The organism is Marinobacter sp. ATCH36, assembly GCF_023555055.1.
Classification (GTDB): domain Bacteria; phylum Pseudomonadota; class Gammaproteobacteria; order Pseudomonadales; family Oleiphilaceae; genus Marinobacter.
Genome location: NZ_JAMJPL010000001.1, coordinates 260,059 through 286,039, shown reverse-complemented (window position 1 = coordinate 286,039; position 25,981 = coordinate 260,059). Strand labels below are relative to the sequence as shown.

At 58.6% G+C, this 25,981-nt stretch carries 20 protein-coding genes; 7 read left to right on the top strand and 13 right to left on the bottom strand.

The window, feature by feature from the left end; genetic code table 11:
* Window positions 1-459: an NfeD family protein gene (locus M8010_RS01230; RefSeq protein WP_250087026.1), complete on the bottom strand. Its 459-nt coding sequence runs from the start codon at window positions 457-459 to the stop codon at window positions 1-3.
* A gap of 178 nt (window positions 460-637) precedes the next feature.
* Between M8010_RS01230 and M8010_RS01225 the strand changes: the two genes are divergently transcribed.
* A complete protein-coding gene (locus M8010_RS01225) occupies window positions 638-1,453 on the top strand; it encodes an SDR family NAD(P)-dependent oxidoreductase (protein WP_250087024.1) in 816 nt (271 codons plus the stop codon).
* 134 nt (window positions 1,454-1,587) lie between these two features.
* Window positions 1,588-2,688, top strand: a complete 1,101-nt coding sequence (locus M8010_RS01220) for a GGDEF domain-containing protein (protein WP_250087022.1) — start codon at window positions 1,588-1,590, stop codon at window positions 2,686-2,688.
* 71 nt (window positions 2,689-2,759) lie between these two features.
* Here M8010_RS01220 and M8010_RS01215 read toward each other — a convergent pair whose 3' ends face one another.
* Window positions 2,760-3,650, bottom strand: a complete 891-nt coding sequence (locus M8010_RS01215; protein ID WP_250087020.1) for a metal-dependent hydrolase — start codon at window positions 3,648-3,650, stop codon at window positions 2,760-2,762.
* Window positions 3,651-3,879: 229 nt separating this feature from the next.
* On the opposite strand from M8010_RS01215, the gene M8010_RS01210 reads away from it, so the two are divergent.
* Window positions 3,880-4,986: a helix-turn-helix transcriptional regulator gene (locus M8010_RS01210; RefSeq protein ID WP_250087018.1), complete on the top strand. Its 1,107-nt coding sequence runs from the start codon at window positions 3,880-3,882 to the stop codon at window positions 4,984-4,986.
* Between the two features lie 380 nt (window positions 4,987-5,366).
* Window positions 5,367-5,774, top strand: a complete 408-nt coding sequence (locus M8010_RS01205; protein WP_250087016.1) for an NINE protein — start codon at window positions 5,367-5,369, stop codon at window positions 5,772-5,774.
* Window positions 5,775-5,777: 3 nt separating this feature from the next.
* Here the strand turns inward: M8010_RS01205 and M8010_RS01200 are convergent, their stop codons facing one another.
* Window positions 5,778-7,145, bottom strand: coding sequence for a WS/DGAT/MGAT family O-acyltransferase (locus tag M8010_RS01200; RefSeq protein WP_250087014.1), 1,368 nt, complete (start codon window positions 7,143-7,145; stop codon window positions 5,778-5,780).
* 208 nt (window positions 7,146-7,353) lie between these two features.
* On the opposite strand from M8010_RS01200, the gene M8010_RS01195 reads away from it, so the two are divergent.
* Both M8010_RS01195 and M8010_RS01190 read left to right on the top strand, forming a co-directional pair.
* The gene (locus M8010_RS01195) at window positions 7,354-8,436 is read left to right on the top strand and encodes an efflux RND transporter periplasmic adaptor subunit (protein WP_250087012.1); all 1,083 of its coding nucleotides are present in this window, start codon (window positions 7,354-7,356) and stop codon (window positions 8,434-8,436) included.
* Window positions 8,436-11,591, top strand: a complete 3,156-nt coding sequence (locus M8010_RS01190; protein WP_250087009.1) for an efflux RND transporter permease subunit — start codon at window positions 8,436-8,438, stop codon at window positions 11,589-11,591. The genes M8010_RS01195 and M8010_RS01190 overlap by 1 nt, the downstream gene beginning before the upstream one ends.
* Window positions 11,592-11,747: 156 nt before the next feature.
* Here M8010_RS01190 and nirD read toward each other — a convergent pair whose 3' ends face one another.
* The 9 genes from nirD to M8010_RS01145 form a co-directional block, all read right to left on the bottom strand.
* Window positions 11,748-12,116: a nitrite reductase small subunit NirD gene (nirD, locus tag M8010_RS01185; protein WP_250087008.1), complete on the bottom strand. Its 369-nt coding sequence runs from the start codon at window positions 12,114-12,116 to the stop codon at window positions 11,748-11,750.
* A gap of 198 nt (window positions 12,117-12,314) precedes the next feature.
* Entirely contained in the window at window positions 12,315-14,828 is a 2,514-nt protein-coding gene (gene nirB / locus M8010_RS01180) for a nitrite reductase large subunit NirB (RefSeq protein ID WP_250087006.1), read from the bottom strand.
* Between the two features lie 29 nt (window positions 14,829-14,857).
* Complete coding sequence (locus M8010_RS01175) at window positions 14,858-16,087, bottom strand: NAD(P)/FAD-dependent oxidoreductase (protein WP_250087005.1); 1,230 nt, start codon at window positions 16,085-16,087, stop codon at window positions 14,858-14,860.
* Window positions 16,088-16,392: 305 nt separating this feature from the next.
* On the bottom strand, window positions 16,393-17,262 hold the full coding sequence (locus M8010_RS01170) for an ABC transporter ATP-binding protein (protein ID WP_250090076.1): 870 nt from the start codon (window positions 17,260-17,262) through the stop codon (window positions 16,393-16,395).
* Between the two features lie 180 nt (window positions 17,263-17,442).
* Window positions 17,443-18,438 (bottom strand): ABC transporter permease, encoded by a 996-nt coding sequence (locus M8010_RS01165; RefSeq protein WP_250087003.1) that lies wholly within the window; start codon window positions 18,436-18,438, stop codon window positions 17,443-17,445.
* A 24-nt stretch (window positions 18,439-18,462) separates the two neighbouring features.
* Window positions 18,463-19,818, bottom strand: a complete 1,356-nt coding sequence (locus M8010_RS01160; RefSeq protein ID WP_250087001.1) for a CmpA/NrtA family ABC transporter substrate-binding protein — start codon at window positions 19,816-19,818, stop codon at window positions 18,463-18,465.
* A 203-nt stretch (window positions 19,819-20,021) separates the two neighbouring features.
* Window positions 20,022-21,278: a CmpA/NrtA family ABC transporter substrate-binding protein gene (locus M8010_RS01155; RefSeq protein WP_250086999.1), complete on the bottom strand. Its 1,257-nt coding sequence runs from the start codon at window positions 21,276-21,278 to the stop codon at window positions 20,022-20,024.
* A 2-nt stretch (window positions 21,279-21,280) separates the two neighbouring features.
* Window positions 21,281-21,907, bottom strand: a complete 627-nt coding sequence (locus M8010_RS01150) for an ANTAR domain-containing response regulator (RefSeq protein ID WP_250086997.1) — start codon at window positions 21,905-21,907, stop codon at window positions 21,281-21,283.
* Between the two features lie 39 nt (window positions 21,908-21,946).
* The gene (locus M8010_RS01145) at window positions 21,947-22,309 is read right to left on the bottom strand and encodes a hypothetical protein (protein ID WP_250090159.1); all 363 of its coding nucleotides are present in this window, start codon (window positions 22,307-22,309) and stop codon (window positions 21,947-21,949) included.
* Window positions 22,310-22,331: 22 nt separating this feature from the next.
* Here M8010_RS01145 and M8010_RS01140 point away from each other — a divergent pair, with 22 nt between their 5' ends.
* Window positions 22,332-25,010: a nitrate reductase gene (locus M8010_RS01140; RefSeq protein WP_250090074.1), complete on the top strand. Its 2,679-nt coding sequence runs from the start codon at window positions 22,332-22,334 to the stop codon at window positions 25,008-25,010.
* Here M8010_RS01140 and M8010_RS01135 read toward each other — a convergent pair.
* Window positions 24,990-25,691: a hypothetical protein gene (locus M8010_RS01135; protein ID WP_250086995.1), complete on the bottom strand. Its 702-nt coding sequence runs from the start codon at window positions 25,689-25,691 to the stop codon at window positions 24,990-24,992. The two genes, M8010_RS01140 and M8010_RS01135, sit on opposite strands and share 21 nt — an antisense overlap.
* Between the last annotated feature and the right edge of the window lie 290 nt (window positions 25,692-25,981).

Genomic DNA, 25,981 nt, shown 5'->3' with positions numbered 1-25,981 from the left:
TTACTGCTCCTTGTGATTGATCGTGTGGACAACGGCAGTGGTGCCGTCAAAACGTTCGAAAATGACCTCTGTACCTTCCGGCAATTCGATCATGCCGGTATCGCTGGTGCGCAGGCGATAGAAATCGCCGTTGACCTTGATGCCGCTGGCGCTGTCAAAATCCCGTTTCAGCGTCCGGTAGTGCTTGCCCTGCTCCACCCCTGTGCCGGTGGTTCCGTAAGCCACGCCTTTGGGGGAAAACCGTGGCTTGATCCAGCGAATGGCAACTGGCACCAGAATGCCCGAGAACACGCCCATACCTACCAGCTGCCACTCGAAAGGTGCACCCAGAAACGTCAGCAGTGCCGTCAGCGCAGCCGCAATGCCCAGTGCCAGTAAGACCAAAACACCGGACGTCAGCTCCGCGAGGCTCAGCACGAGGGCGAGAATCAGCCAGAAATGTGTGAGACTCCATTCCATACAGAAACACCCGTTAGTGACAGATAAATGATCAAAGCGGGCAATTGTACCCTTTCATCGACGCACGGGTCACAGAAACTGGCTCTGCTGCCCCGGTCAGGCCTGCATTATTGCCATATCCCCTGGCCCGACACCTGTTAAAGTGAGCAACCCATCGCATAATAAGAGGCCATCGACGATGAAGGATCTGAACAACAGGGTAGCAGTGGTTACTGGCGCGGGTTCCGGTATTGGCCGGGCTGTGGCCTTGGCTTTGGCGACAAAGGGTTGCCGGCTGGCGCTGTCGGACGTTAACGAAGTAGGCCTTGCCGAAACTGCGGAGCAATGCAGCATCGCCGAAGTCAGAACCTACCGTCTGGATGTGTCCGACCGCGACGCGATCTATGCTCACGCCGAGCAGGTGGCAAGTGATTTCGGGCAAGTGAATCTGGTTATCAACAATGCCGGTGTGGCCTTGTCATGCAGTGTCCGGGAAATGACCGATGAAGACTTCAAATGGATCATGGACATCGACTTCTGGGGCGTGGCTCACGGCACACGCGCGTTCCTGCCGCATTTGATTGCGTCCGGGGATGGCCATGTGGTGAACATCTCCAGCGTGTTCGGATTGATCGGGGTGCCCAAGCAGAGCGCCTACAACGCGGCCAAGTTTGCGGTTCGCGGTTTTACCGAATCGTTACGCCAGGAAATGAAACTGGAAAAGCAGCCGGTGGCCGTAAGCTGCGTGCACCCTGGCGGTATCCGAACCAATATTGCCAATTCGGCCCGCATTGGAAAATCCGAGAATGCCGATGCCCAGCGCAAGGGTTTCGACAAAATCGCCATGACAACACCCGACAAAGCCGCCAACATTATTATCAGGGGCATCCTGAAGAATGAATCCCGCATTCTCGTGGGGCCGGATGCCTGGGGCATAGATGCCCTTAACCGGGTGCTGGGGTCTGCCTATCAGCCTTTGGTGGAACGTTTCTCCCGCAAAAATCTGTACATTTGATCCGTTTTTACCGCCTGCCGTAACTAATCGGTCGGGGCAGGTCGCCAGGACGATTGAAGCCGGGTAGCTGCACCTGTATATTTTACGTACAGCCATTGAACTTGAAGTGGCTGTATTTCAGGGAATGAGGCAGCATGAAAATACCCCAGCACCCGGATCTTGGTGCATCCTTAGAACAAAGCCGCTCAGGGCTGCGGGATATCCATCGCCGCTCAATGATGCGGACCCTGTTTCTGGTTACCGGTTCCGCGCTGGTTGTTTTCGGTTGTCTGCAGATTTTGAATGGCTATCTCTGGCTTGCAGCCGGGGAGTTTGTTGCCAGCCTGGTTTTGTTCCTCGGCGTTACCCGAATCAACCGAACGCCGCACCTGCAGATCTGGATATACAGTTATCTGGTGGCCGGGTTTTCGTTTGCTCTGCTGATCATGCTGGTACCTGACGCATCCGTTGCGGCGTTCGTATGGGTGCTGATGATGCCAGTCCTGGCCTATCTTCTGCTTGGCAAAAAGGAGGGTTTCCTGCTTAGCGCCCCTTTCATGCTAGCGGGATGTGTGACCTACTACTTTCACCTGGAATTCGTCGCTGACGCACGAAGCATGATCGACCTGCTGAACATGGTGCTATGCGCTGTGCTGATGCTGGGATTCATCCATCTTTACGAAACCCGGCGCGAAGAAGCCGAGCAGAAGCTGTTCACCCTGGCGCAGACCGATGCCCTCACCGGCCTGTCCAATCGCGCCAGTTTCCAGAGTACCCTCAACCGAACCCTCGCGGAGTGCAATCGCAGTGGTTCAGGATTTGCCCTGGTGATCATGGATATCGACTACTTCAAGGTAGTCAATGACACCATGGGCCACGATGCCGGTGACGAGGTGCTTCGTGATATCAGCCACCGTTTGACTGAACGGCTGCGGGCTACCGACTCCGTTGGACGATTGGGCGGAGAGGAATTTGGTCTTATCCTTCGTGACGTGAAACCAGACGATTCTTTCGAGCTGATGGACGAACTGCGCCAGCGCATCGCTGACAGCGAACTATGCTACGGTGAGGCTATTATCCGGGTAACGGCCTCTTTCGGCATTGCCCATTACCCCGACCACGGCACCGAAACCGAGACACTCTTCCGGACCGCTGACCGGTGCCTGTTCAGCAGCAAACGCGCGGGTCGTAATACGGTAGCCAGAGCCGGTGTGTCACCACTGGACGGGCAGCGTCTTGCGGGTGGGCCTATTTAGCCTGTTAACCCGTACTCTGGCTCAGGCCGCAGGCAGAGCACGCCCCGCCTGCGACCACGCGGAGTTAACTGTTACTGAATCGTCCGGCGATTCCCCTCCCGATATTCTGGCGCTATATACTCACTGACCTGCTCTTTGAACCGGGCAATCAGCTCACTGTTGTCGTGGTCCCAGGGGTGAAAGCCGGGCTTGAAATATTCCAGCCAGTTGGGGATCAGGCTCGAGAATGTTCCGTTTTTGCCCCACATAGCCCAAAGGCCACGGGCGCTATCCTTCAATGAGAAGTTTTTACGGTCGTTCAGCATCATCCGCGTGGTAAAGTAACTGGCCATCACGCCCAGTGCGGCAGTACTGAAGGCGAGGTAGAACGTGCGCTCAGCGTAGGTGCCCCCGGCCTGATTGAACACATCGTAGGCCACCGCCTTGTGCTCGGTCTCCTCGATGGCATGCCACACCCAGAGCGGGCGCATGGTCTCGTGCATGTCTTCGCGAACGTCATCCCGCGCCAACAGCATGTCTGCCATCATCGCCGTCATGTGCTCCAGGGCGCAGGTGATGGCCAACTGGTGGCGTTTGGGCAGTTTCTTTGCGATGCCCAGCACCACTTCCAGATGCTCTTCCAGCTCTTCCACCGGCATGCCCTGATCGCGCACATGCTGATTCATGGCCTTATGCTCCAGGGAATGCATGGCTTCCTGGCCAATAAAACCCCGAACCTCTTTCTTCAGTTTCGGATCCTGGATCGCTTTCTGATAATAGCGCACCGAATCCACGAAAAACTGCTCGCCCTGCGGAAACAGCACAGACAGCGCGTTCATGGTGTGGCTCAGGGTGTAGCTGTCATTCAGCCAGTAGTGGGGGACCTTTTCCCCGAACTCGAATCCCATACGTTGTGGTTTGATGGCGATATTGTCTGGGGTGCGGGCAACCGGTCCGGGCTCAGTGGTTTTGGTTCTCAGCATGTCATTACTCCTGCGCATGGCGCTATGGCTGATGTGATGAATTCAGTGTGGGGGAGTGAATGCAGCCTTTGAATGCGAAAAGGGGACGGCCATCGTGGAGTAGGGGCCAGAGCTGGCCCTGATTGACTGTGCTGACGTGAGTGCGGGTGCCTCCAGCCACAGTGCCGCTGTGCCGGGCTTCTGATAGCATCGGACTCCTTGAGTGCTTCGATAACAACAAGGAACCTGCATGACGAATCCGGGCCCGGAAAAAGAACGGCAGATGCTGGGACTGTTCCTGGTTCCCGGTGTCTATCTCCGGGTGCTGGCGGATGTGGTGCGGCAACTGGGCTACAACGACCGCACTTTGTACGAAGGTATGGCATTCGCGCCCCAGGACCTGAAATCCAACGACAGCAGGGTGTTTGTTACTGACGCCATCGTAATGGTGGAAAGAGCGCTGGATCTGGCGGGCAAGGAAGGCCTGAGCTTCATGCTGGCGCGGGAATTGCGGGTTACCATCCACGGCACACTGGGGTTCGCGGCCCTCACCAGCCCTACCCTGGCGGGCGCCCTGGATTCAGTGCGGCGCTACCTGCAGTTGCGAGTCCCCTTCCTGACCATGGCCCTGACCGACATCGGCGACCACGTGCTGGTAAGATTGCAGACTGAATTCGGCGTGCCCACCCAGTATCGCTTTCTGGCGGAAACAGTGAGCGCCACCCTGATGCTGCTGGCTGAACAGCTGATTGATCGCGAAGATGCGGAAACACAGGGTTTCCGACTGGAGGATGGCAAACTCCCCGGCGTGAAAGTGCAACTGACCTCACCGGAGCCCGCTTATTACAGCAAGTTTGCTCCCCAGTTGCCGGTACCCTTCGAATACGGCCAGCCGGAAGAAACCATGGTGTTCCCCAAGAACCTGCTGGCTACCCGCATGCGGCTGGCGGACGCAGAGGCATCGCGTATGGCTCGCGACCAGTGCGAATTCGAACTCCAGAAAGCTCTCAAAGACCAGGGCGACATCACCTACGCCATCCGCAATATGCTCCACATGATGCCAGGACCATTGCCATCACTGGAGTCCATGGCCGAACGTTTCTGCGTGTCGTCCCGAACCCTGAAACGCCGCCTCGCGGAGAAAGACACCACCTACCGGGAAATTGTCGAAGCGGTCCTGAAAGACCGCGCCATCCAGCTTTTGAGGTACACCAATCAATCGGTCAGCGAGATTGCCTACGAATTGGGATACGCCGATCTGTCCAACTTCAGCCGTGCCTTCCGCAAATGGACCGGCAAGTCGGCCAGCGAATTCCGTTTGGGTGGCGCGGATCCTGCTCCGGAGGTTGGGCCTTGAGATTGGTGCCTGGCCTCTCGGGCCTCTGGCTTGGGAGCGTGGTTGCGGGGTGGTGGTATTTATTTTTTCGAAAAATGAACTCGCTGCGCTCAGACACCATTTTTTACGAGAAAAATAAATACCACCACCCCACACCCATTTTCCATGGAGAAGGCTGTCTGAGGGTTTATTCACTTTTTTCAGTTTGTATTTCTCGACTATGCCCTAATAGTGTGACGGACGGGGGGATGGGATATTTGTCCGCCAGGAAAAAGGTGCCTGAGCGAAGCGAGTTCTTTTTCCCAAGGAAAAATATCCCATCCCCCCCGGCCAGCCAGCCAAACCACAAGGCTGGGTCGACAGATGCAGGCCACCACCAAACTAAAAGGAAACCGAAGCAAATGACACCCAACCAGGATACCCACAGCAAACTCATAGGCTACCTGCTATGGATCTTCGGATTCCTGGGTTCCCACCGGTTTTATTACGGTAAACCGATAACCGGCACCATCTGGTTCTTTACCCTGGGGTTGCTGTTTATCGGCTGGTTTATCGACCTGTTTCTGATACCGGCCATGGACCGGGAGGCGGACCGGCGGTTCCGGGATGGTGAGGTCAGTTACAACATCGGCTGGATACTGCTGACGTTCCTCGGCGTGTTTGGTATCCACCGGATGTATATGGGTAAATGGATTACCGGGATCATCTACTTGTTCACCGGTGGTTTGTTCCTGATCGGTGTGCTGTATGACTTCTGGACACTGAACAGCCAGATCTCCGAGCGCAACCAGGAAATGAAGTTTGGTTAGGCCTCAAAGCCCGGCTGCGCTTTCTAGTTCGGCCAGGCCATCCTCCAGGTAATCAAGCATTCGCTGCATGCTGGGCAGGGTGCGGCGGCAGCCTATCAGGCCGAATTCTATCTGGTCGCAATAGCTTGTCAGTGTCATGTTCAGGGCGATACGGTCCATGGCAATCGACACCGGATACATCCCTTCCAGCTTCGCGCCATTCCAGTAACTGGGCTGCTTTGGCCCGGGCACGTTGGAAATCACCACATTGAAAGTCTGCCACTTTGGCGCCAGGCCCGTCAGCAGGTTAAAGCCTGCCGGCGCCAGCAGTAACGCCGTGTAGTTCAGGATTTCCTCCGGCGACATGCTGGCGTAGCGCTCTTTGGAGGCCTTTACGTCTTCATGGATGTACCGTAAGCGGTCGGCAGCATCGTTCAGGTGGGTGCCCAGGGAGGCCAGGATAATGCCCACCTGGTTGCCACCGGAGCTGTCGTCCTTGCGCAGGGAAACAGGCACCATCGCTACCAGGGGCTTCTCTGGCAGGGCGTCCTGGTTCATCAGGTAGGTGCGCAGCGCCGTGGCACACATGGCCATGACGACGTCGTTGACCGTGGTTTCGTAAGCCTTGCACACGGCCTTGATACGTTTCAGGCAATAGGACTGGGCGGCGAAGCGGCGAGAGCCGGTGATCTTGCCGTTGAGGACACATTGGGGAGCGTGGAAGATGGAGTCGTAGGCCGGGTCTTTTCGCGCCCGGTTGACTGTGCTCAACAACGCTCTGGTCACCGCGGGCACTGTGCCCAGCTGTTTTCCGGATTCCCCCAGCAAATGGGCGACGTTGCGCCACATGGATGGGCCACTATCATCGACGTTGCCGCGGTTGCGGGGTGGCAATGACCAGATAGGTGGCATGTTCCTCTGCTCCGGGTCCTCCGAGAGCATACGCTGAAACAGGCGCATGGCAGAGACACCGTCAACCAGGGAGTGGTGTATTTTGGTGTAGACGGCGAACTGCCGATCCTGCAGGCCTTCGATGAGGTGAAACTCCCACATGGGGCGTTCCCGGTCCATGAGGTGGCTGTGTTCCGCAGAAACGAATGACAGCAGTTCACGGATGCGGCCCGGCGTGGGCAGGGCTTCAAACCGGAAATGGTGTTCCAGGTCGAAATGCTTGTCTTCCACCCAGGCGGGCTGGCCGAAGCGGCTGGTCAGATGCTGGTCAAACGGTGGTGTGACAAGCTTCTGTTCCCGCAGTTGGTCTGCCAATTGCGCAACATAGTTGTCCGGCGCACCATCAGGGAATGAGAACAGCTGCAGGCCGCCAACGTGCATGGGTTGCTGGCGTTTTTCCAGCCACAGAAACACCTGGTCTAACGGGCTCAGTGGTTTCACGCTATGAATCTCGCATTGTTGTTGTGGTTGTTGTCTGTCCGCCAGTGTTACAGCATTTCAGGTTCGGTGGAAGTACCGGTTGCTGGCTGAGCAGGCCTGAAACTGCTATTTCGACAGGTCTGCAGGGAAATTCGGGACGTAGTTTAAAAGCAACTTAAGGAGACAGGATTTAACACGTAAACCAGCGCAAGGACTAAGGGGTAATTCCGTGAGACCAACTATCGGGCGACTGGGGGTTCTGGTCGGATTAGGGTGCTTTGTGCTATCGCACGCCCAGGCTCAGGATCGCCCTGGCGTGGAGCTGGAGCGGGTTGACACATCCGACATCATCAGTGAAGTCAGCCTGAACGGTACCGTCAACGCCCTGCGCACTTCCAGGCTGTCTACGGCGGTAGCGGGGCTTGTTGAGGATGTTCGCGTTGAAACCGGCGACAGGGTAACCGGAGGCGATTTGCTGATGGGGCTGGACGACGAGCAGGCGGAGTTCGAGCTGGAAAGTGTCCGTGCTGAAGTCTCCGAGGCCCGTGCCCGGCTGGAAGAGGCGCAGCGTCGGCTGGCGGAAGCCCGGTCTGTTGGCGCTGGTCGTAATATTGCCGCCACCGAGGTCAGCGCCCGTGAGAGCGAAGTCGCCACCACGGAAGCCGCCCTTGCCCGGTTGCGTGCCGAAGAGAAACGACACCAGGTTGTGCTTGCCCGGCACCGGATCGAGGCACCGTTCGATGGCGTGGTCAGCAACCGCACCAGTGACCTGGGAGAGTGGGTTACGCCTGGCGACGAGCTGCTGACTCTGGTAGACACCACCAACCTACGGCTGGATTTCCGGGTACCCCAGGATTATTACCAGCGCATCACAGACGATTCCGAGCTGCTTGTTCAGGCCAGAGGCATGAACCAGAAACCGGTGCCGGTCACCATTGAGTCCCTGGTGCCGGTCAGCGACACCCAGGCCAGAACCTTCCTGTTGCGGGCTACCGGGCCTGAGGACCTGGATGTACTGCCTGGCATGGCGGTGCGGGCGGTACTTCGGGTCTCCACGGGCGAGCAGGGCCTGACTGTATCCCGGGACGCTATCAACCGATATCCCGATGGCCGTATTACAGTGTGGATAGCCGAAACATCCGATGAAGACCTGTATGAGGTGCGGGAAAAGCGGGTAGAAGTGGGCTCCAGCTTTGATAATCGCATGGAGATACTCTCTGGCCTGGAAGGTGACGAACAGGTTGTGATCCGCGGCAACGAATCCCTTGAGGACGGAGCCAGAGTACGGCTGGCCGAGCGGGGATCGCGCTGATGTTTGCCGGAGTGATTCGTCACGGCACCCTGGTAACCGTAGTCGCACTGATTATTGCGGTTATCGGTGCTGCCGCGGCGTTGCGCATTCCGGTACAGATGATCCCGGACCTGGAAACCCGCACCATTACCGTGGAAACGCAATGGCCGGGTGCGACGCCACAGGACATTGAAAAGGAAATCCTGATCGAGCAGGAGCGCTATCTCCGCAATGTGCCGAATCTCAGCGAAATGGCGTCCTCCGCTTCCAGCGGCTCTGCTGAAATCGAGCTGGAATTTCCCTTCGGTGTTGATATAACCGAGACGCTGATTCAGGTGAACAACGCCCTCAGCCAGGTCTCCGACTATCCACGCAATGTCGACGAACCCCGGATCGTGGCGGCGTCCTTTTCCTCCAACGCTTTCATGTATTTCCGGGTTTCCACCTTGCCGGATAATCCCAGGGAACTGGACATTGATCTGATGCGGGATTTTGTCGAGGACCGGGTCCGCCCTCGTATGGAGAGCGTGCCCGGGGTATCGGAAGTCTCCGTGGGTGGTGGCGCTGACCGTCAGGTGCAGATCACCGTTGATGAGGCAAAGCTGGCACAGCGTGGCCTGAGCCTGCTGGACCTGCGCGATGCCATCACCAGCCGCAATCAGGATGTGTCCGGAGGCGAAGTGGATGCTGGTAAACGCCGCTATCTGCTGCGCACCGTCGGGCGATTCCGCGATATTGATGAACTGCGCGAGCTGGTTGTCTCCCGCACCGGTGATAGCGTGGTGCGGCTGTCAGACGTGGCGACTGTCCGTCAGGACCATTCCCGTATCCGCGAACTGTCTTTCATCAACGGCCAGCGGGTTCTGGGCCTGCAGGTTCGGCGGGAGAGTGGCTCCAACGTCATCGACATCAAGTGGGCGATGATGGAGGAGGTGGAGAACATCAATCGGGAAGTGCTGGAGCCGGAAGGAATGCGGCTGGCCCTGACTGCAGATGATGCCCGCTATGTCGAGGCCTCGGTTGCCAATGTCTGGACCAATCTGGGCATTGGTGCGGTGTTTGCCACCCTGGTGATGTTCCTGTTCCTGCGGTCATCGCGGGCAACCTTTGTTGGCGTTGTGGGCATTCCTCTGTGTGCCATCGCGGCTTTCCTCGGGCTGATGATTACCGGCCGTACCATCAACGTGATTTCCCTGGCCGGTGTTGCCTTTGCCATCGGCATGACGGTTGATAACAGCATCGTGGTGCTGGAGAACATTGAACGGCACCGGCGCCTGGGGCTGGACAAGTTCGAGTCTGCGCTCAAGGGCGTGCAGGAAGTGTGGCCTGCGGTACTCGCGTCCACCATGACCACCATTCTGGTGTTCCTGCCGATCCTGTTTATCGAGGAGGAAGCCGGACAGCTGTATTCCGACGTGGCGATTGCCATTTCGGCGGCCATTTTTGCCTCCATGCTGGTGGCGGTGACGCTGATTCCCATGCTGAGTGCGCGGCTGGATTTTGGTGTCCGCGAGACCGATACCGACCAGTTCGGCAACACCGTGTCCGGGGGCTGGGCCGGCGCCATCGTGGGTGCCGTGAGGCGGATGATCAGCGGGCCGTTCAGGCGAGCTGTCGTCATCCTGGGCACTATTGCGCTGAGTTTCTGGATTATCGTGTTCCTCACTCCGCCGGCGGAATATCTGCCCGAAGGCGAAGAGCCAAAAACCTTCGCGTCAATGAACGCCCCGCCAGGCTACAACCTGGCCGAGATGGAGAGTATAGCCAGGCAAGTGGAGGATCACTTCCTGCCACATGTGCAGGCGGACCCACAGGCCTATGAAACCGGCGAAACCCCGATACCGCCCCTGGCTTACCTGAACATGCAGGTCAGCCCCACCAACGTGCGGATCATCGCGGAAACGGTCAATGCCCGGCACATCGAAGTGCTGATGGAACAGATTACCGGCTTCTACGAGCAGTTCCCGGGCATGCGGGCGTTTGCGGCCAAAGGCTCCATTATCTCCAGCAATGACGGCGGCACCCGTAGTATCAACCTGGATATCTCCGGACCCGACCTGGTGTCCATCTATGATGTTGCCAACATCGCCTATGACCGGGCGCGGGAGATTTTCGACAACCCGCGCATCCAGACCCGCCCCGCCACACTCTCCCTGGCTCAGCCGTTGATCCAGGTTCAGCCGGACTGGGATCGTGCGGCCGAGCTTGGCCTTGGCACCGAGGCAATCGGTTTCACCGTGGCCTCGCTGACTGAAGGCTCTTATGTGGACGACTTCTTCCTGGATGACGACAAGATCGACATCTACCTCTACGGCAGCGAGGGCCGCAACCCGGGCCTGGATACATTGCCGGATGTGATGGTCCATACCCCTCAGGGAGCTACTCTGCCCCTGTCGAGCCTGGCGACCATCGAGGAAACCGTGGACACCAGCACCGTGCGCCGGCTGGATGGACGGCGTACGGTGACACTCAACGTGATTCCTCCGGACGACGTTCCGCTGGAAGCCGGTGTGGAGCGGGTGCGGACGGAATTGTTGGGCGCCATGCGCGACAGCGGTGAAATACCCTCGGGCGTGGCGATCAACATCTCCGGCGCCAGCGACCAGCTTAATGCCACGCGGGATGCTCTGAGCGGCAATTTCATGATTGCAGTGGTGATTGTTTACCTGCTGCTGGTGGCCATTTTCGCCCACTGGGGCTTCCCACTGTTGATCCTGACGGCCATTCCCCTGGGTATTGCTGGCGGCATCGTGGGCCTGGCGTTGATGAACCTGGTAGGTGGCCTGCTGCCGAAAATCGGCCTGCTACCGCTCAGCCAGCCCTTTGATATGATCACCATGCTGGGCTTCCTGATTCTGATGGGTACGGTGGTGAACAACCCGATTCTGGTGGTGGAACAGGCAAGGCAGAACCTTCGGCACAAAGATGTGTCGGTGGTGGACGCGGTCATCGGCGCGGTGGAAACCCGCCTGCGCCCCATTGCCATGACCACCCTGACCACCATCTGCGGCCTGTCGCCCCTGGTATTCCTGCCGGGCGAAGGCACCGAGCTCTACCGCGGCGTCGGCGCCATCGTTCTGTTTGGTCTGGCTGGTGCGGCTACGGTGACCGTTACCTTCTTGCCGGCGCTTACGGTGTTTGTCCTCGGGTGGCGTGCCAAGCGGCCCGTTCGGTAAAGGGGAGTCGCCGCTTCGGGGGTGGGGGTATTTTTCTTTGGGGAAAAGAACTCGCTGCGCTCAGACACCTTTTCCCTGGCAGAAAAAATACCCCCACCCCCAAATCGGCTTTTCAGGCTTTGTGCCGGGCCGCTTTCAGGGCTCGGTGATGACCGGTTATGCCGCTACTGATTCTTTGTTCGCTGCCGGGATCTCTACCCTGACGTTGTTGCCATCCAGGAGGACCGGGTAGGTTTTAACGGCTACCGCTTCATCTTCGAGGCATTGGCCGGTCTGCAGATTGAAATGCTGCTTATACAACGGTGAAGCAACCACCGGCTGCCCTTTCAAATCACCGGTAATACCTCGTGCCAACACGTTCTTACCGGTAAACGGATCGGTATGGCTGACAGCAAACAAGGCCGGCAACCGGTGCGGCAAATAAAACACCGCAACCGGCCCGTCCTCGGTCCACACCGCGACACCGGATTCCGGTACCAGGTCATCAACGGTACAAACGATTTCCCAGTTAGTCCGTGCTCTCATAACGTCCTCCAATTTCAGTAAGGTCCAATCAAAGCATTAACTCGAACGAGTACGTGCCTGTAACAGCGACAACTGGTGACCCGATGAGCGTGGGGGTGCGAAATTTTTTCCGCCAGGAAAAGGTGTCTGAGCGAAGCGAGTTCTTTTCCCAAGGAAAAATATTTCGCACCCCCGCGCTCCGCCCTCGAGCCATCAGTCCTAAGCAGGCTCCCCCTCAAGCAAAGGCCGACGCTGATCCCGCTCGGTAGTCCACTGCTGAACAGGATCTTTCTTGGAGGGCGCGTTAACAAACTCCCGGAACCGCTTCCGCTTTTCAGGATCTTCAACCGCCGTCTTCCACTCGCACTGGTAGGTGCCCACCAGATCCGCCATGTGCTGCTCCAGCTCCTCACAAATACCCAGGCTGTCTTCCAGAACCACCTGTTTCAGATAGTCCAGGCCACCCTCCAGGTTCTCCATCCACACACTGGTGCGCTGCAGTCGATCCGCCGTGCGCACATAGAACATCACCACCCGGTCGATGGTGCGGATCAGCTCCTCATCGGACAGGTCGGTGGCGAACAGGTCACCGTGGCGTGGACGCATGCCGCCATTGCCGCAAACGTAGAGGTTCCAGCCATTTTCCGTGGCGATAACGCCGAAGTCCTTGCTCTGGGCTTCCGCGCATTCTCGGGTACAGCCAGAGACTGCCATTTTCACCTTGTGGGGCGCGCGCAGGCCCTTGTAGCGGTTCTCCAGGGTGATCGCCATGCCCACGCTGTCCTGCACGCCGTAGCGGCACCAGGTGTTGCCGACGCAGGATTTCACCGTGCGCAGGGACTTGCCGTAGGCGTGGCCGGTCTCGAAGCCGGCGGCGATGAGTTTTTCCCAGATCTCCGGCAACTCGCTCAGGGTGGCACCAAACAGGTCCACCCGTTGGCCGCCGGTGATCTTGGTGTAAAGGTTGTATTCCTTGGCCACCTCACCCAGCACAATCAGCTTGTCCGGGGTGATTTCGCCGCCGGGAATGCGCGGCACAATGGAATAGGTGCCGTTTTTCTGCATGTTGGCCATGAAGGTGTCGTTGGTGTCCTGCAGTGGCACGTGGTCAGTGGCCAGAATGTGCTCGTTCCAGCAGGTGGCCAGAATCGACCCCACCGCCGGCTTGCAGATGTCGCAGCCATGGCCCTTGCCGTGATCGCGGATCAGCGTGCGGAAGGTGCGGATGCCGTTGACCTTGACGATGTTGAACAGATCCTGGCGGCTGTACGGAAAGTGCTCGCAGATATCCTTGCTGACTTCCACGCCGCGTTTTTCCAGTTCGCTGTCCACCACGTTCTTCAGCAGCGCTGCGCAACCACCACAGCCAGTGCTGGCTTTGGTTTCGGATTTGACGGAACCCAGATCGGAGCAACCGGCGTCGATCACACCGCAGATGTCGCCCTTGGACACGTTGTGGCAGGAACAGATGGAAGCGGTTTCCGGCAGGGCGTCGGGGCCCAGCGTCGGGGCGCCGCCCTGGCTTTCCGGCAGGATCAGGGTTTCCGGCTGTTGCGGCAGCTTGATTTCGTTCAGGGCGTATTGCAGCAGAGTGTCGTAGTGGCTGTTGTCGCCCACCAGAATGGCACCAAGGAGCTTCTTGCCGTCTTCGCTGATCACCATGCGGCGGTAATGGCCGGCCTGTTCGTCGTTGAAGCGGATGCTGCGGGCACCCTCGGTCTGGCCATGGGCGTCGCCGATGGAGCCCACATCCACACCCAGCAGTTTGAGCTTGGTGCTCATGTCGGCGCCGGTGAAGGCGGCTTCCTGATCGCCATTGAGCACTGACGCCAGGGTGCGGGCCATGGTGTAACCCGGGGCCACCAGCCCGAAAATCCTCTCGCTCCACAGGGCGCACTCGCCGATGGCGTGAATGTGCGGGTCCGAGGTGGTGCACTGGTCGTTAATGATGATGCCGCCGCGCTCACCCATGGCCAGATCGCTGGCGCGGGCCAAAGCGTCCTGGGGGCGGATGCCGGCGGAGAACACGATCAGGTCGGTCTCCAGGTGGGTCTCATCGCTGAAGTTCATCCGCAGGCGGGCGTCGGCGCCCTCGATGATTTCGGTGGTCGCTTTTTCGGTATGAACCTGCACACCCAGCTCTTCGATCTTGCGCTTGAGCAGTTCGCCGCCGTCGGTGTCCAGCTGAACCGGCATCAGGCGCGGGGCAAATTCCACGACATGGGCGTCCAGGCCCAGACTCTTGAGAGCATTGGCCGCTTCCAGACCCAGCAGGCCGCCACCTACCACAACACCGGTTTTGGCGCCCTCTGAGCTGGCACGGATGCTCTCCAGGTCTTCCAGGGTGCGATACACCAGGCAATGGGGGTGCTCGTTACCCTTGATGGGCGGTACAAACGGATAGGAGCCGGTGGCCAACACCAGTTCGTCGTAGCTGTAATACGCCGTCGGCGTAGTGATGGTCTGCTTGTCACGGTCGATTCCTGTCACCTGTTCGCCGAGGTGCAGATCGATGTCGTTCTCTGCATACCAGTCAGCCGTTTCCATGGCCAGGTCGGCGTGAGTGGAGCCGCTGAAATACTCGGACAGGTGAACCCGATCGTAAGCCAGCAGCTTCTCTTCACCGAAGACCTTGATGTCGAAGTCCGCCGCTGCCGGTGTAGTCACCAACTGCTCCAGGAAATGATGGCCGACCATGCCGTTGCCGATTACGATCAGGGTTTTCTTGCTCATGGTAATTCCTCTCTCTGTTCCCGGCCGCTTTACGCGGCTTCGCAGTAGTGCTTGCCAAAGGCCAGATGGGCCCGGTAAGGGCTGATGTCGTCGGCCTGTTGAATGCGCTCGCTATACCAGGGGCCGTCGCTGGTCTCGCCGAACAGCACGGCACCGGTCAGGCGCTGGTTATGGATCAGCAGCCGGCAGTAGCGATTGGTTTCGTAGTCCTGCCAGACCACAGATTCGGTGTCTTCATTCGCCTCGGTCTGGCCGCAGGAAAAAATGGGGATGCCGCTGATCTTCAGTCGCGTAGGGATAATGGATGGCTTGAAGGCGGCATCGGTGGTGGGATCGCACAAAACCCGGGCCAACACATCCGCTTGCTGATAGCCGGGCTCCACCAGCCCGAAGGTCTGGCCGTCGACCTGGCAACATTCCCCCAGCGCGTGAACGTGCGGGTCACAGGTTCTCAGTTGACGGTCGACGCAGATGGCGCTGTCACAATCCAGCCCGGCATCACGGGCCAGTTCGGTGTTGGGGGTAATCCCGGCAGCGATCACCACCAGGTCGGTGCTGATCAGTGTTTCGTCATCCAGCTGTACCGCACGCACAAGGTTGCGGCCCAACAGGGCCACTGGTGAGGTGCGCGTATGAATCGTCAGCCCACGTTCGCTGAGGGCATCCTCCAGCAGGGCGCCACCGGACGGATCAAGCTGGCGGTTGAGAAGGTGGCCGCTGCGATGAAGAACGGTCACCGCCATCCCCCGGTTGCGCAGCCCCTCCGCTGCCTCCAGGCCCAGAAAGCCGCCGCCGATGACCACCGCCCGGCGGTGGCGCTGGCTGACCTCAATAAGTTTGCGGGTGTCCTGAAGGTCGCGAAATTTCATAACACCTGCCAGATCCTCGCCCTCCAGGCCGAGACGGGCTGAGCGGGAGCCGGTGGCGATGACCAGGTGGGTATAGGGCTGTGCGCGACCGCTGGCGGTATAAATGGTTCGGTTCGCCCGATTGATCTCAGTGACCGGGTCGCCCTGATACACAGTGATATTGTGCTGTTGGTACCAGTCGGGCTCCTGCAACTGCAGGCTGTCTTCGCTGGCATCGCCAGCCAGCACTGCGGAAAGCTGGATCCGGTTATAGGCTGGTGTGGACTCACCGTTGAACACGACAATCCGGGAGAAAGGCTGCTGTCGCTGCCCGACCAGCTTCTCGAGCAGACGCTGGGCCACCATACCGTGCCCGCAGATAACGAGCGTTTGTTCTGCCCCGGTACTCATGATCGCTATCTCCTCTCCTGCCCGAACAAAAAAAGCCGGAGTATCTGATTCCCGAAAGAATCGATGGTCCGGCGCCAATGCCAACAACAATGATCTGATGGTCCGGCCGATCCGTGGCCGGGACGTTCTTCCCTGTAAGTGACAAAGCGAACGCCGTGCCAATATTTTTAGTCATTTATTTACAGCAAGTTAGTGGCAAGCTGACAAACAGAGGAGAGGAATCCGTGCGCCCCGACAGGGCGGAGTGCACCGGATAGGTGCCTGATGACGGAACCCGCCCTGCCCGATGCTGAATCGATGGTCTGTCAGGCGATGCGACGAACGGGACTTTCTGCGTCATCGCTCTCCGGCACTGATGTGTCATCGTCCTGCTGTGGCGCTTCGGCCTCCACGGCTGGCTTGTCTTTTCCCTTCTCACCTTTTCCGGGAAACCGTTGTTTCTCATACAGGAACGACAGCACCGCCTGGCGGTAACGCACGTACTCGGGGTGATCGGCAAGAGTCACCCGGTTACGCGGCCGTGGTAGCTCAATGTGCAGTTCTTCCCCTATGGTGGCGGCCGGCCCGTTGGTCATCATCACAATGCGATCCGACAGCAAAACGGCCTCGTCCACATCATGGGTAATCATGATCACCGTACTGTTCAGATCCTGCTGGATCTCCATCAGCGAATCCTGAAGATGCGCCCGAGTCAGCGCATCCAGCGCGCCAAACGGCTCGTCCATCAGCAGCACACTGGGCTTCATTGCCAGCGCCCGGGCAATACCCACCCGCTGCGCCATGCCGCCAGAAATCTCGCCGGGGCGTTTGTCCAAAGCGTGGTCCATATTGACCAGTTTGAGGTTGTGCAGAATCCAGTCCCGTCGCTCGGACTTGCTCATGGTTTTACGGAATACCTGCTGCACGGCTAGCTCAACGTTTTCGTAAACTGTCAGCCAGGGCATCAGAGAGTGATTCTGGAATACTACGGCGCGCTCTGGCCCCGGTGTATTCACTTCATGACCGTCCAGCACGCAGCCACCACGAGTGGCTTGCAACAGACCGGCGACTATGTTGAGAACGGTCGATTTACCGCAACCGGAATGACCGATTAGCGATACGAATTCGCCTTTGCGGATCTTCAGGTCAACGTTTTCCAAGGCGACAAACGGCCCTTCCTTGGTATCAAAGGCCATCTGTACATTGGTCAACTCAAGATGCGACTTACTCATGATCCTTCTCCTCTAGACTTGGAGTACGAGCTGGCAGGCAGCGTGGTCCGGGGCACGCTGTGAATACGTCCCTGTACGCTCGACAAAAACATCCCTGTTTTTGACGTCCCCGGACCACCCTGCCTGCCAGCTCTATGCCTATTTCTATTCGTTCCACGCCACTTTCTTTTGAATAAGCAGCATGATTCGGTCGAGCAGAAAGCCGATAAAACCGATCGCCAATACGGCGACCATGATGCGGCTTAGGGATTCGCTGCTGCCGTTCTGAAATTCGTCCCAGACGAACTTGCCGAGGCCGGGGCTCTGGGCGAGCATTTCGGCTGCAATTAACACCATCCAGGCGATACCCAAGGAAACTCTCAGGCCGGTAAAGATCATGGGTACAGATGATGGAAGCACCACCTTGCGAACGTGGGTCCAGAAAGACAGTTGCAGCACTTTTGAAACGTTCAACAGATCGGGGTTAACCGCCGAAACACCCACACTGGTATTAATCAGAGTCGGCCAGAGACTGCACAGGGTGACGGTGATCATCGAGGTCAGGAATGACTTCTCGAACATCGGATCGTCGCTGACATAAGTGGCGGACACCACCATGGTCACCAGCGGTAGCCAGGCCAGTGGTGATACCGGCTTGAAAATCTGGATCAATGGATTGACCGCCGCTGAGAAGTGACGATTCAGGCCGATGACGATGCCCAGTGGTACCGCAATGATCGTCGCTAGAACAAAACCGGCCAGCACGGTGCCCAGGCTGGTAAAGATCTGGTCGATGAACGTAGGCGCCCCCGGGTAGCTGCGTATCTTCACCTCCGCATCCGGATTTTCTGCCAAAATGCGCTCGTTGCGTTCTTCCTGCATGGTCACGAACTGTGCCGCCCGGTCCCGCTGGTTGCTGTGCTCCTGCCACAGTTGGCCGGACTGTTCCCAGACATCCGTCGGGCCCGGAAAGGCACCCAGGGACGTCTGCACCTGGGGGGCGGCCAGATGCCAGAACCCGAGGAACAGAACGATGCCGATAGCCGGTAACAGGAGTTGTCGACCGGTTTCGGCCATGTCCATTCCTGTCAGTGTTTCAGTCAGTGCACGGAGCCATCGTTGGCCCTGTGATAACGAGTCGGTCTGGCTGAGTGTGGTCATATGATGTCTCCTGACACTCGATGCTTAAGGGGTTTGCGAGCCTTTCAGGCCAATATCGAAACTGTCGATGTAGGTATTTGGCTCTCTTGGCGTGAAGGCCACGCCGTCAATCAGCTCGCCCTGGTGCGGGCGCACAAAGTTCTCTGCGTCCAGGTCCGGGAAGTCTTCCGCGTCAAGAGTGCCGTCTTCGATCAGTGTGCGGGCAGCCTCTTTGTAGATGTCGGCGCGGTAGACCCTGGCTGCGGTCTCCATGTACCAGTCATCGGATTTTGGCTCCGGGATCTGGCCCCAGCGGCGCATCTGGCTCAGGTACCAGATGGCATCGGAGGGATAGGGGTAGGTGGCGTAATAGCGGAAGAACACATTGAAGTCCGGTACTTCGCGCACATCGCCTTTTTCATACTCGAAGGTGCCGGTCATGGAGTTGGCGATCACTTCCTCGTCGGCCCCCACGTAGCTGGAGCGCGATAGGATCTTCACCGCCTCTTCACGGTTGGCGTTGTCGTTTTCATCCAGCCAATGGGCTGCACGGATCAGCGCGCGGAGCAGGCGAAGATGAGTGTTGGGATACTTTTCGGCCCAGGCCTCGGTGACCCCGAACACCTTCTCAGGGTTATTGGGCCAGATCTCGTAATCAGTGATAACCGGCACGCCGATACCCTTGAAGACCGCCTGCTGGTTCCAGGGCTCGCCTACGCAATAGCCCTGGATGGTGCCGGCTTCCATGGTAGACGGCATTTGCGGCGGAGGTGTGACGGACAGGTGCACATCGGCGTCGATGTTGCCACTGGTGTCGCCTCGTTGTGGGGCGTAGTAGCCAGGGTTGAGGCCACCGGCCGCCAGCCAGTAACGGAGCTCGTAATTATGGGTGGATACCGGAAACACCATTCCCATGCGAAAGCGCTCGCCCTCGTCACGGTATTGTTCGATTACCGGTTTCAGGGCAGTCGCGCTGATGGGGTGGGCGGGGTTGCCGTCCTCGTTTTTGCCAATATGCGGGCTCATCTGTTCCCAGACATCGTTGGAAACGGTGATGCCGTTGCCGTTCAGGTCCATGCTGAATGCGGTGATAATGTCTGCCTGGGTGCCGTAGCCGATGGTGGCTCCAAGGGGCTGGCCCGCGAGCATATGGGCACCGTCGAGAGTGCCGGTCACGACCCCGTCCAGCAGCACTTTCCAGTTGGCCTGGGCTTCGAGTTCCACGAACAGGCCTTCATCCATGAAAAAGCCCTGTTCCCAGGCAATGGCCAGCGGTGCCATATCGGTCAGTTTGATGAAACCGAGCCGCAGGTCCGGCTTTTCCGCCGGGCCAATCTCAGCTTGCGCTGTTCCGGTTCCGGCCAATATCAGTATCGTGGCTGCCAGTGTTTTCAGTTGCATGGTGCTCTCCCGGAGTTTTTTTCAGACAAAAAAAAGCCTGCCTCCCGTTTTCGGGACGCAGGCGTCAATGCCTGATGTTTTCAAGTTTCCATTACTGCCGATAAAACGTGCAGTGAATGCAAGATCGTCTGTTATATCATAAGCAGATGGCGTGCCAGTTCTTCAGTACCATGAAAATAAGGGATGAATGCACAAATCCGGTTTTAGTTTCCTTGCTCCGACCCGTTTCCGGTGGCCGTTTTAGTGCGCGACGCTTCATTGTTGGGCGAACCGGAGTAGTCGTGGTTGTCTGCCATCCAGTCGTGCAGGTGTTCACCCAGCAGTCTGTCGCTGGCTACGTCAACGGGGCCGTAATGACCGGAAAGCGTAAACGGACACTGGTGCTGCCCCTCTGTCTTGCTATCGACAACCGGTGTATCTATGCCCATGGAAGCGGCTGCATCCCGGAACAGATCGGGCCGGACTACCTGACGCAACATTTCACCGGAAACAGGACCCAGTTGTCCGCGGAGAGTCAGACGTGAGGCAAGCCAGTGGGCCTGCGATAACCAGGGAAAATTGGCGGAATGACGGAAGAAGTGCTGTTCCAGCCGCGGATGGAACAGGCTGTAGGGGTGGTTGTCCAGTACGTTGATCTGCTCACCGAGGTATTCCGGTTTTGCCAGGATTTTCCGTAGCAGGCGGTGGTTGTGGGGGTTATCCAGCCACTGACAGGCAGCCAGCAGAGCGCGCAGCAGGTGTCGGTACATTACGCCGTGTTGCGACATCCAGTCAGCTCGCATACCCAGGACCTTTTCCGGGGCGTTCTGCCATATCTGGTGGCCTGAATGAAGGATATGCCCCAGGTCTTCGTACTCCAGCAGGCTGTTCCAGGGTTCTCCCACGCAACAGCCCTCGATGGCATTCGAGCGGAACGCATCGACCATCTGGATCGGTGACACCGGGATAATCTGGATATGGTGTTCCGCATCGGGGCCGGCAGAAGCAAGCCAGTCGCGGAGCTGGAGGTCGTGACTGGACCAGGGTGCGACAGAGGCCAGGCGTATGGGCTTACCTCGGTGTTTTGCCAGGCCGATCAGTTCGCGGGCGGTTGCAATGGGATTGTCCAGATTCGTTGCGGCATGGAGCAGATCACCAAACAGTCTGTTGCCAAGGGTGATGCCATTGCCATTACGGCTCAGCACCATGCCCACCACGACAGGCACTTTCGGCCGGTCACTGGCCAGCGACATACTCAGTGGCATGGGTGCCAGCATATGGCCGCCGTCGATCAGACCGAACGTAACTTTGTCCCTCAGAGACGCCCAGGAACCCTCGCGAACCAGTTCGACATCAAGCCCCTCGGCATCGAACAATCCCAGTTCACGGGCCACAATCAGTGGCGCACTGTCCAGCAGTGGCACGAAGCCGAGACGAACATGAAATCCGGGATGTCTGTGGAGCGGCGTTGGATGAACCATGGTTACGAGGCTTTCCGGACTGACCGGCCGGGGCCCGGGCTGCGGCTTTCAAGCAAAGTAATAACGCGGTCCGCCATGACCGCCAGGCGTTCGCTGTGCTCCATGGCAGAGCTTCGCAGCATGCGATAGGCGGTTTCTTCGTCACAGCCTTCATGCCGCATGATCAGGCCTTTGGCCTTCTCGATGATCTTGCGGTCCTCCAGCGCCGAGCGGGTCTCCTCTAATTCGGCCCGCAGCGCCTGAAAGGATTCGAACTGTGCCACCGCCGAATCGATAATCGACCGCACACGCTCCGGCTGTATGCCGTCAACCACATAGGCGCTAACACCGGCTTTCACTGCGGCATGAATGGTGGCGCGGTCGCCGGGCTGGTCGGCAAAGAAGACAATGGGTCGCGGGGCATGGGCATTGAGGGTGCTCATGTTTTCCAGGGTATCCCGATCCGGCGAGTCCATATCAATGATCACCATGTCCGGTTGGTCGCGGGCCACGGCTGCCGTCAGGCCGGTGGCATCCGGGCGCTGGCGAATCACTTCGTGGCCCTCGTGCCTGAGTGCGGCACAAACCTGGCTTGCCCGTTCGGGGTCCTTGTCGATCAGAAGGATACGAAGGGGGGCTGGCGAATTCATGATGGATTCCTCAACTGAACAGTCGTTGACTGGGAATGGCTATTCATTCAACAAGGCGTCTTGTGCCTTGTCTTGTGTAGAGGGGTAAGCAAAGAATCTGCCAGTGTATTGCAACCTGGCCAATGCAGGGTCCCGGCAGGAATTGTCAGTTTTTTTGCCTGAAAATCCTGCGCGGTCGTTGGGCGTTTCCCGAGGTTTTGCACTGTTTTGTGTCTGAATGACACCGCCATCCGCCTTGTCCTTGATGGTCGGAGTAAGGCCGGCGATAGGTTTCGGCAATAATGGCCCTGGATTTGCAGGCCAGCGGTGATACTGCGTGAAAATACCGGGCAGACCCAGCCCGGACAATAATTTTGGCAAAGAAGCCCGCATGTCCTGTCTGTTCAATATCAGATCGGGCATCGCGGGCTTTTTTGTGTTTGTGATGCCAGGAGATGCCGTGGATTCGCAAAAAGCTGGTAACCCATCTGTCCACACTACATGCCCCTATTGCGGGGTGGGGTGCGGCGTTTTGGCAAACCCCGACACCCGCAAGCCCGTAGCCGGAGATACCGCCCACCCTGCCAACCACGGGCGGTTGTGCGTCAAGGGTGCCAGTTTGCACGAGACCACCGGGCAGGCCGGTCGGTTGCTGTATCCGCTTGTCAGAGGGCGGCAGTCCGCGTGGAACCATGCGCTTGATGAAGTGGCGGGCGCCATTCGCGACAGCATTGACACATACGGGCCTAACTCCGTCGCTTTCTATTTATCCGGCCAGTTGCTGACCGAAGACTATTACGTGGCCAACAAACTGGCCAAGGGCTTTCTGCGCACGGCCAACGTGGACACCAACTCCCGGCTTTGCATGTCGTCGGCGGTTGCGGCTCACAAACGGGCTTTTGGTGCCGATGTGGCGCCCGGCTGTTATGAGGATCTGGAACTGGCGGACCTGTTGGTTCTCACCGGCAGCAACGCGGCCTGGGCACATCCAGTGCTTTACCAGCGCATGAAAGCCGCTGCCAGGGAGGGGCGCCGGGTTGTGGTGATCGATCCGCGACGCACCGCGACCAGCGAGCTGGCGGACCTGCACCTGGCGTTGCGCCCGGGCACCGATACCGTGCTGTTTAATGGCTTGCTGCGGTGGCTGGCGGATGAGGGCGGTATGGACCGGACCTACATTGATGCCCATTGCCAGGGTTTTGAGGAAGCCTTGGCCAGCTCACGCTCTGCTGCCCCCGATGTCGTGTCGGTGGCCAGGCAGTGTGACTTGTCGCCGAACGATGTGGAGACCTTCTATCGCTGGTTCGCATCGACACCGCGCACGGTCACTGCCTTCTCCCAGGGAGTTAATCAGTCCGTGGCCGGCACCGACAAGGGTAATTCCATCATAAACTGCCACCTGGCTACCGGCCGAATTGGCAAGCCGGGTGCAGGGCCGTTTTCCCTGACCGGACAGCCCAACGCCATGGGTGGCCGGGAAGTGGGTGGTCTGGCCAACACACTGGCCGCTCACATGGACTATGACAGCCGTGGTGCCAGGGCACGGGTGGCTGGGTTCTGGGGAACCAGCGAGGTGGCCGACGGGCCCGGACTGAAGGCAGTGGACATGTTTGAAGCCGTTCACCGGGGCGAAATCCGGGTGATCTGGATTATGGGCACCAATCCGGCGGTCAGCCTGCCGGATTCGGCGCGGGTGCGGGAAGCGCTGGCACGTTGTCCAACGGTGATTGTGTCTGATTGCGTCGCCCATACCGACACCACGGCTCTCGCTGACATACTGCTGCCTGCCGCGGGCTGGGGTGAAAAGGATGGCACGGTGACCAACTCTGAACGACTTATTTCGCGTCAGCGACGCTTTCTGCCCCTGCCGGCCGAGGCAAAACCGGACTGGTGGATAATGAGTTCGGTGGCGGAAAAACTGGGCTTCGGAGGCGCCTTTGATTATCGGCAGCCAGCAGACATATTTCGCGAGCACGCCGCCTTGTCGGCCCATGAAAACGACGGTGAGCGGCTCTTCAATCTCTCCGGCCTGGCCAACCTCAGCAACGCGGGTTACGAAACCCTGGAGCCGGTGCAGTGGCCTGTGCTGCCGGCCTCCAGGTCAACCGACTCGACCAGACTGTTTGCCGACGGTCGTTTCATGACCGACAACCATCGCGCCCGCTTTGTCGCTATCAACACGGTGCTGCCCGAACAGCAACCCTGCGATGAATTTCCCATGATAGTGAACACTGGTCGTGTAAGGGACCAGTGGCACACCATGACCCGGACAGCCAACACACCTCGCCTGCTGGCTCACCGTTCAGAGCCGTTTGTGGAGGTACATCCCCACGACATCGAGAGGCTGAATCTGGTGGAAGGACATCTCGCCAGGCTGACCCTTAAAAAGGGCGAGTTTGTGGGACGGGTGCGGCGGAATGGCAATCAGCGGCCAGGGGAGGTTTTCATTCCCATTCACTGGAACCGCCAGTTTGCCTCCAGTGGCGTGGCGACAGTATTGACTGAATCGGTAACGGATCCCGTTTCCGGGCAGCCTGAAGCAAAACACGGTGTTGCAGCCATCACACCCTTCCGTACCAGTTGGCACGGGCGGCTGCTGGTGCGCCACGATCGGCCCCGGCGCTGGCAATCCGACTACTGGTGCCGTGTGCCGCTGCAGAACTGTGATAGCTGGTGGCTGGCCGGGCGGCAACCGGTGGACTGGCCGACAGCCGCCAGGGAGTGGCTGGGAGGGGCGCCCCAGCTGATCATGGCCGATGCTGCCAGGGGGCGGTTCAGGGCGGCCCGGGTTGTCAACGGACAACTGGAAGCTGTTCTCATGGTGGATAGCGATCCCGGTTTGATCCCCGAAGTGGGCTGGCTGGATGGCTGCTTTGCCGAACTCGAACTCTCCGCCGTCAGCCGTCGTGCACTTCTGGCAGCCCGTGATGTGGATGTGGAAGATCCGGGTGCGATTATCTGCAGTTGCTTTCAGGTGGGCGAGAAACAGATCGGAGCCGCAATCGAAGATGGTGCGCTGTCGGTAGAGACGCTTGGGGACAGGCTCCGGTGCGGAACCAACTGCGGCTCCTGCATTCCGGAACTGCGTAACCTCATTGCGGTATCAGTCAGCGAGAGCGCTTAGCAAAACCACCGGCACCCGGTATCTCAGCCCCCGGCAAGGTCCGGTACCTTCAACCGTGCAGGTTTTACGGTTCACCCGGATAATCCTGCCTTCCAGCTGCCGCTTGCCGGCACCAAACGCCACGACGTCCCCCACTGCCCAGTTTGCCATCAACTGGCGGGTGTCCGGGGGCTGCATTTGCTCGTCGGGTAGTGAAACGCCTGCCATCTCTGCCTCTCTGGCCAGATGGCGTCGAGTGGCCTCTGCACCACCGCTGGCATGGAGCTCATCCAGTATTTTGTAGAAATGCCGGTTGTGAACCGAGCCTCGGTAACGCTGACCGGATACGTGCTGGAGTAAATGGGCAAATTCGTGGCAACAGGTATGGGCCAGCAGGTTGAGCGTTGTAACCTCACCGCCAAAGTAACCGTGCTGGCGGATTTCCCTGCCCGAAAGCCAGCTAATCGCAGCATCCGGCTGATACTTGGCCATGATCATGCGTTTGCCGTAGGTAATCTGGTGCTGCTTCTCACGGGGTTCAAAGCGGTGGTAGGTGGCCTGGCCCGAGCCGACACGACAAAGCAGACTTGCAGCCGGTGACTGTTCCCGTACCCATTTTTTTGCGGGTAACCAGAGTGTTCTGTCGGTAACTGAACACATTAGCCCGCCAATGGTCACGGCTTCATAAGGGGAAATGGACATTAAAGGCAAACCTGACTGTGAACTTTCTGTCGCGTATCGCTGGCAAGAAACCAAGGGTACCTTTCGATTCGACAGTTTGCTATGGCCTCTGCTCCCAATGTTGTTTAGAGTCTCCTCCACATTTTGTGTAGTGGGCGTTTTGGGAGACGCCTTTCCACCATGAATGCCGAACAGCTCAAACAGCTTGAAGACGACCTCTGGTCCGCCGCCGATAACCTTCGAGCCAACTCCGACCTCAAGTCCAGTGAATACGCCACGCCGGTACTCGGGCTGATCTTCCCGTGGAAAAC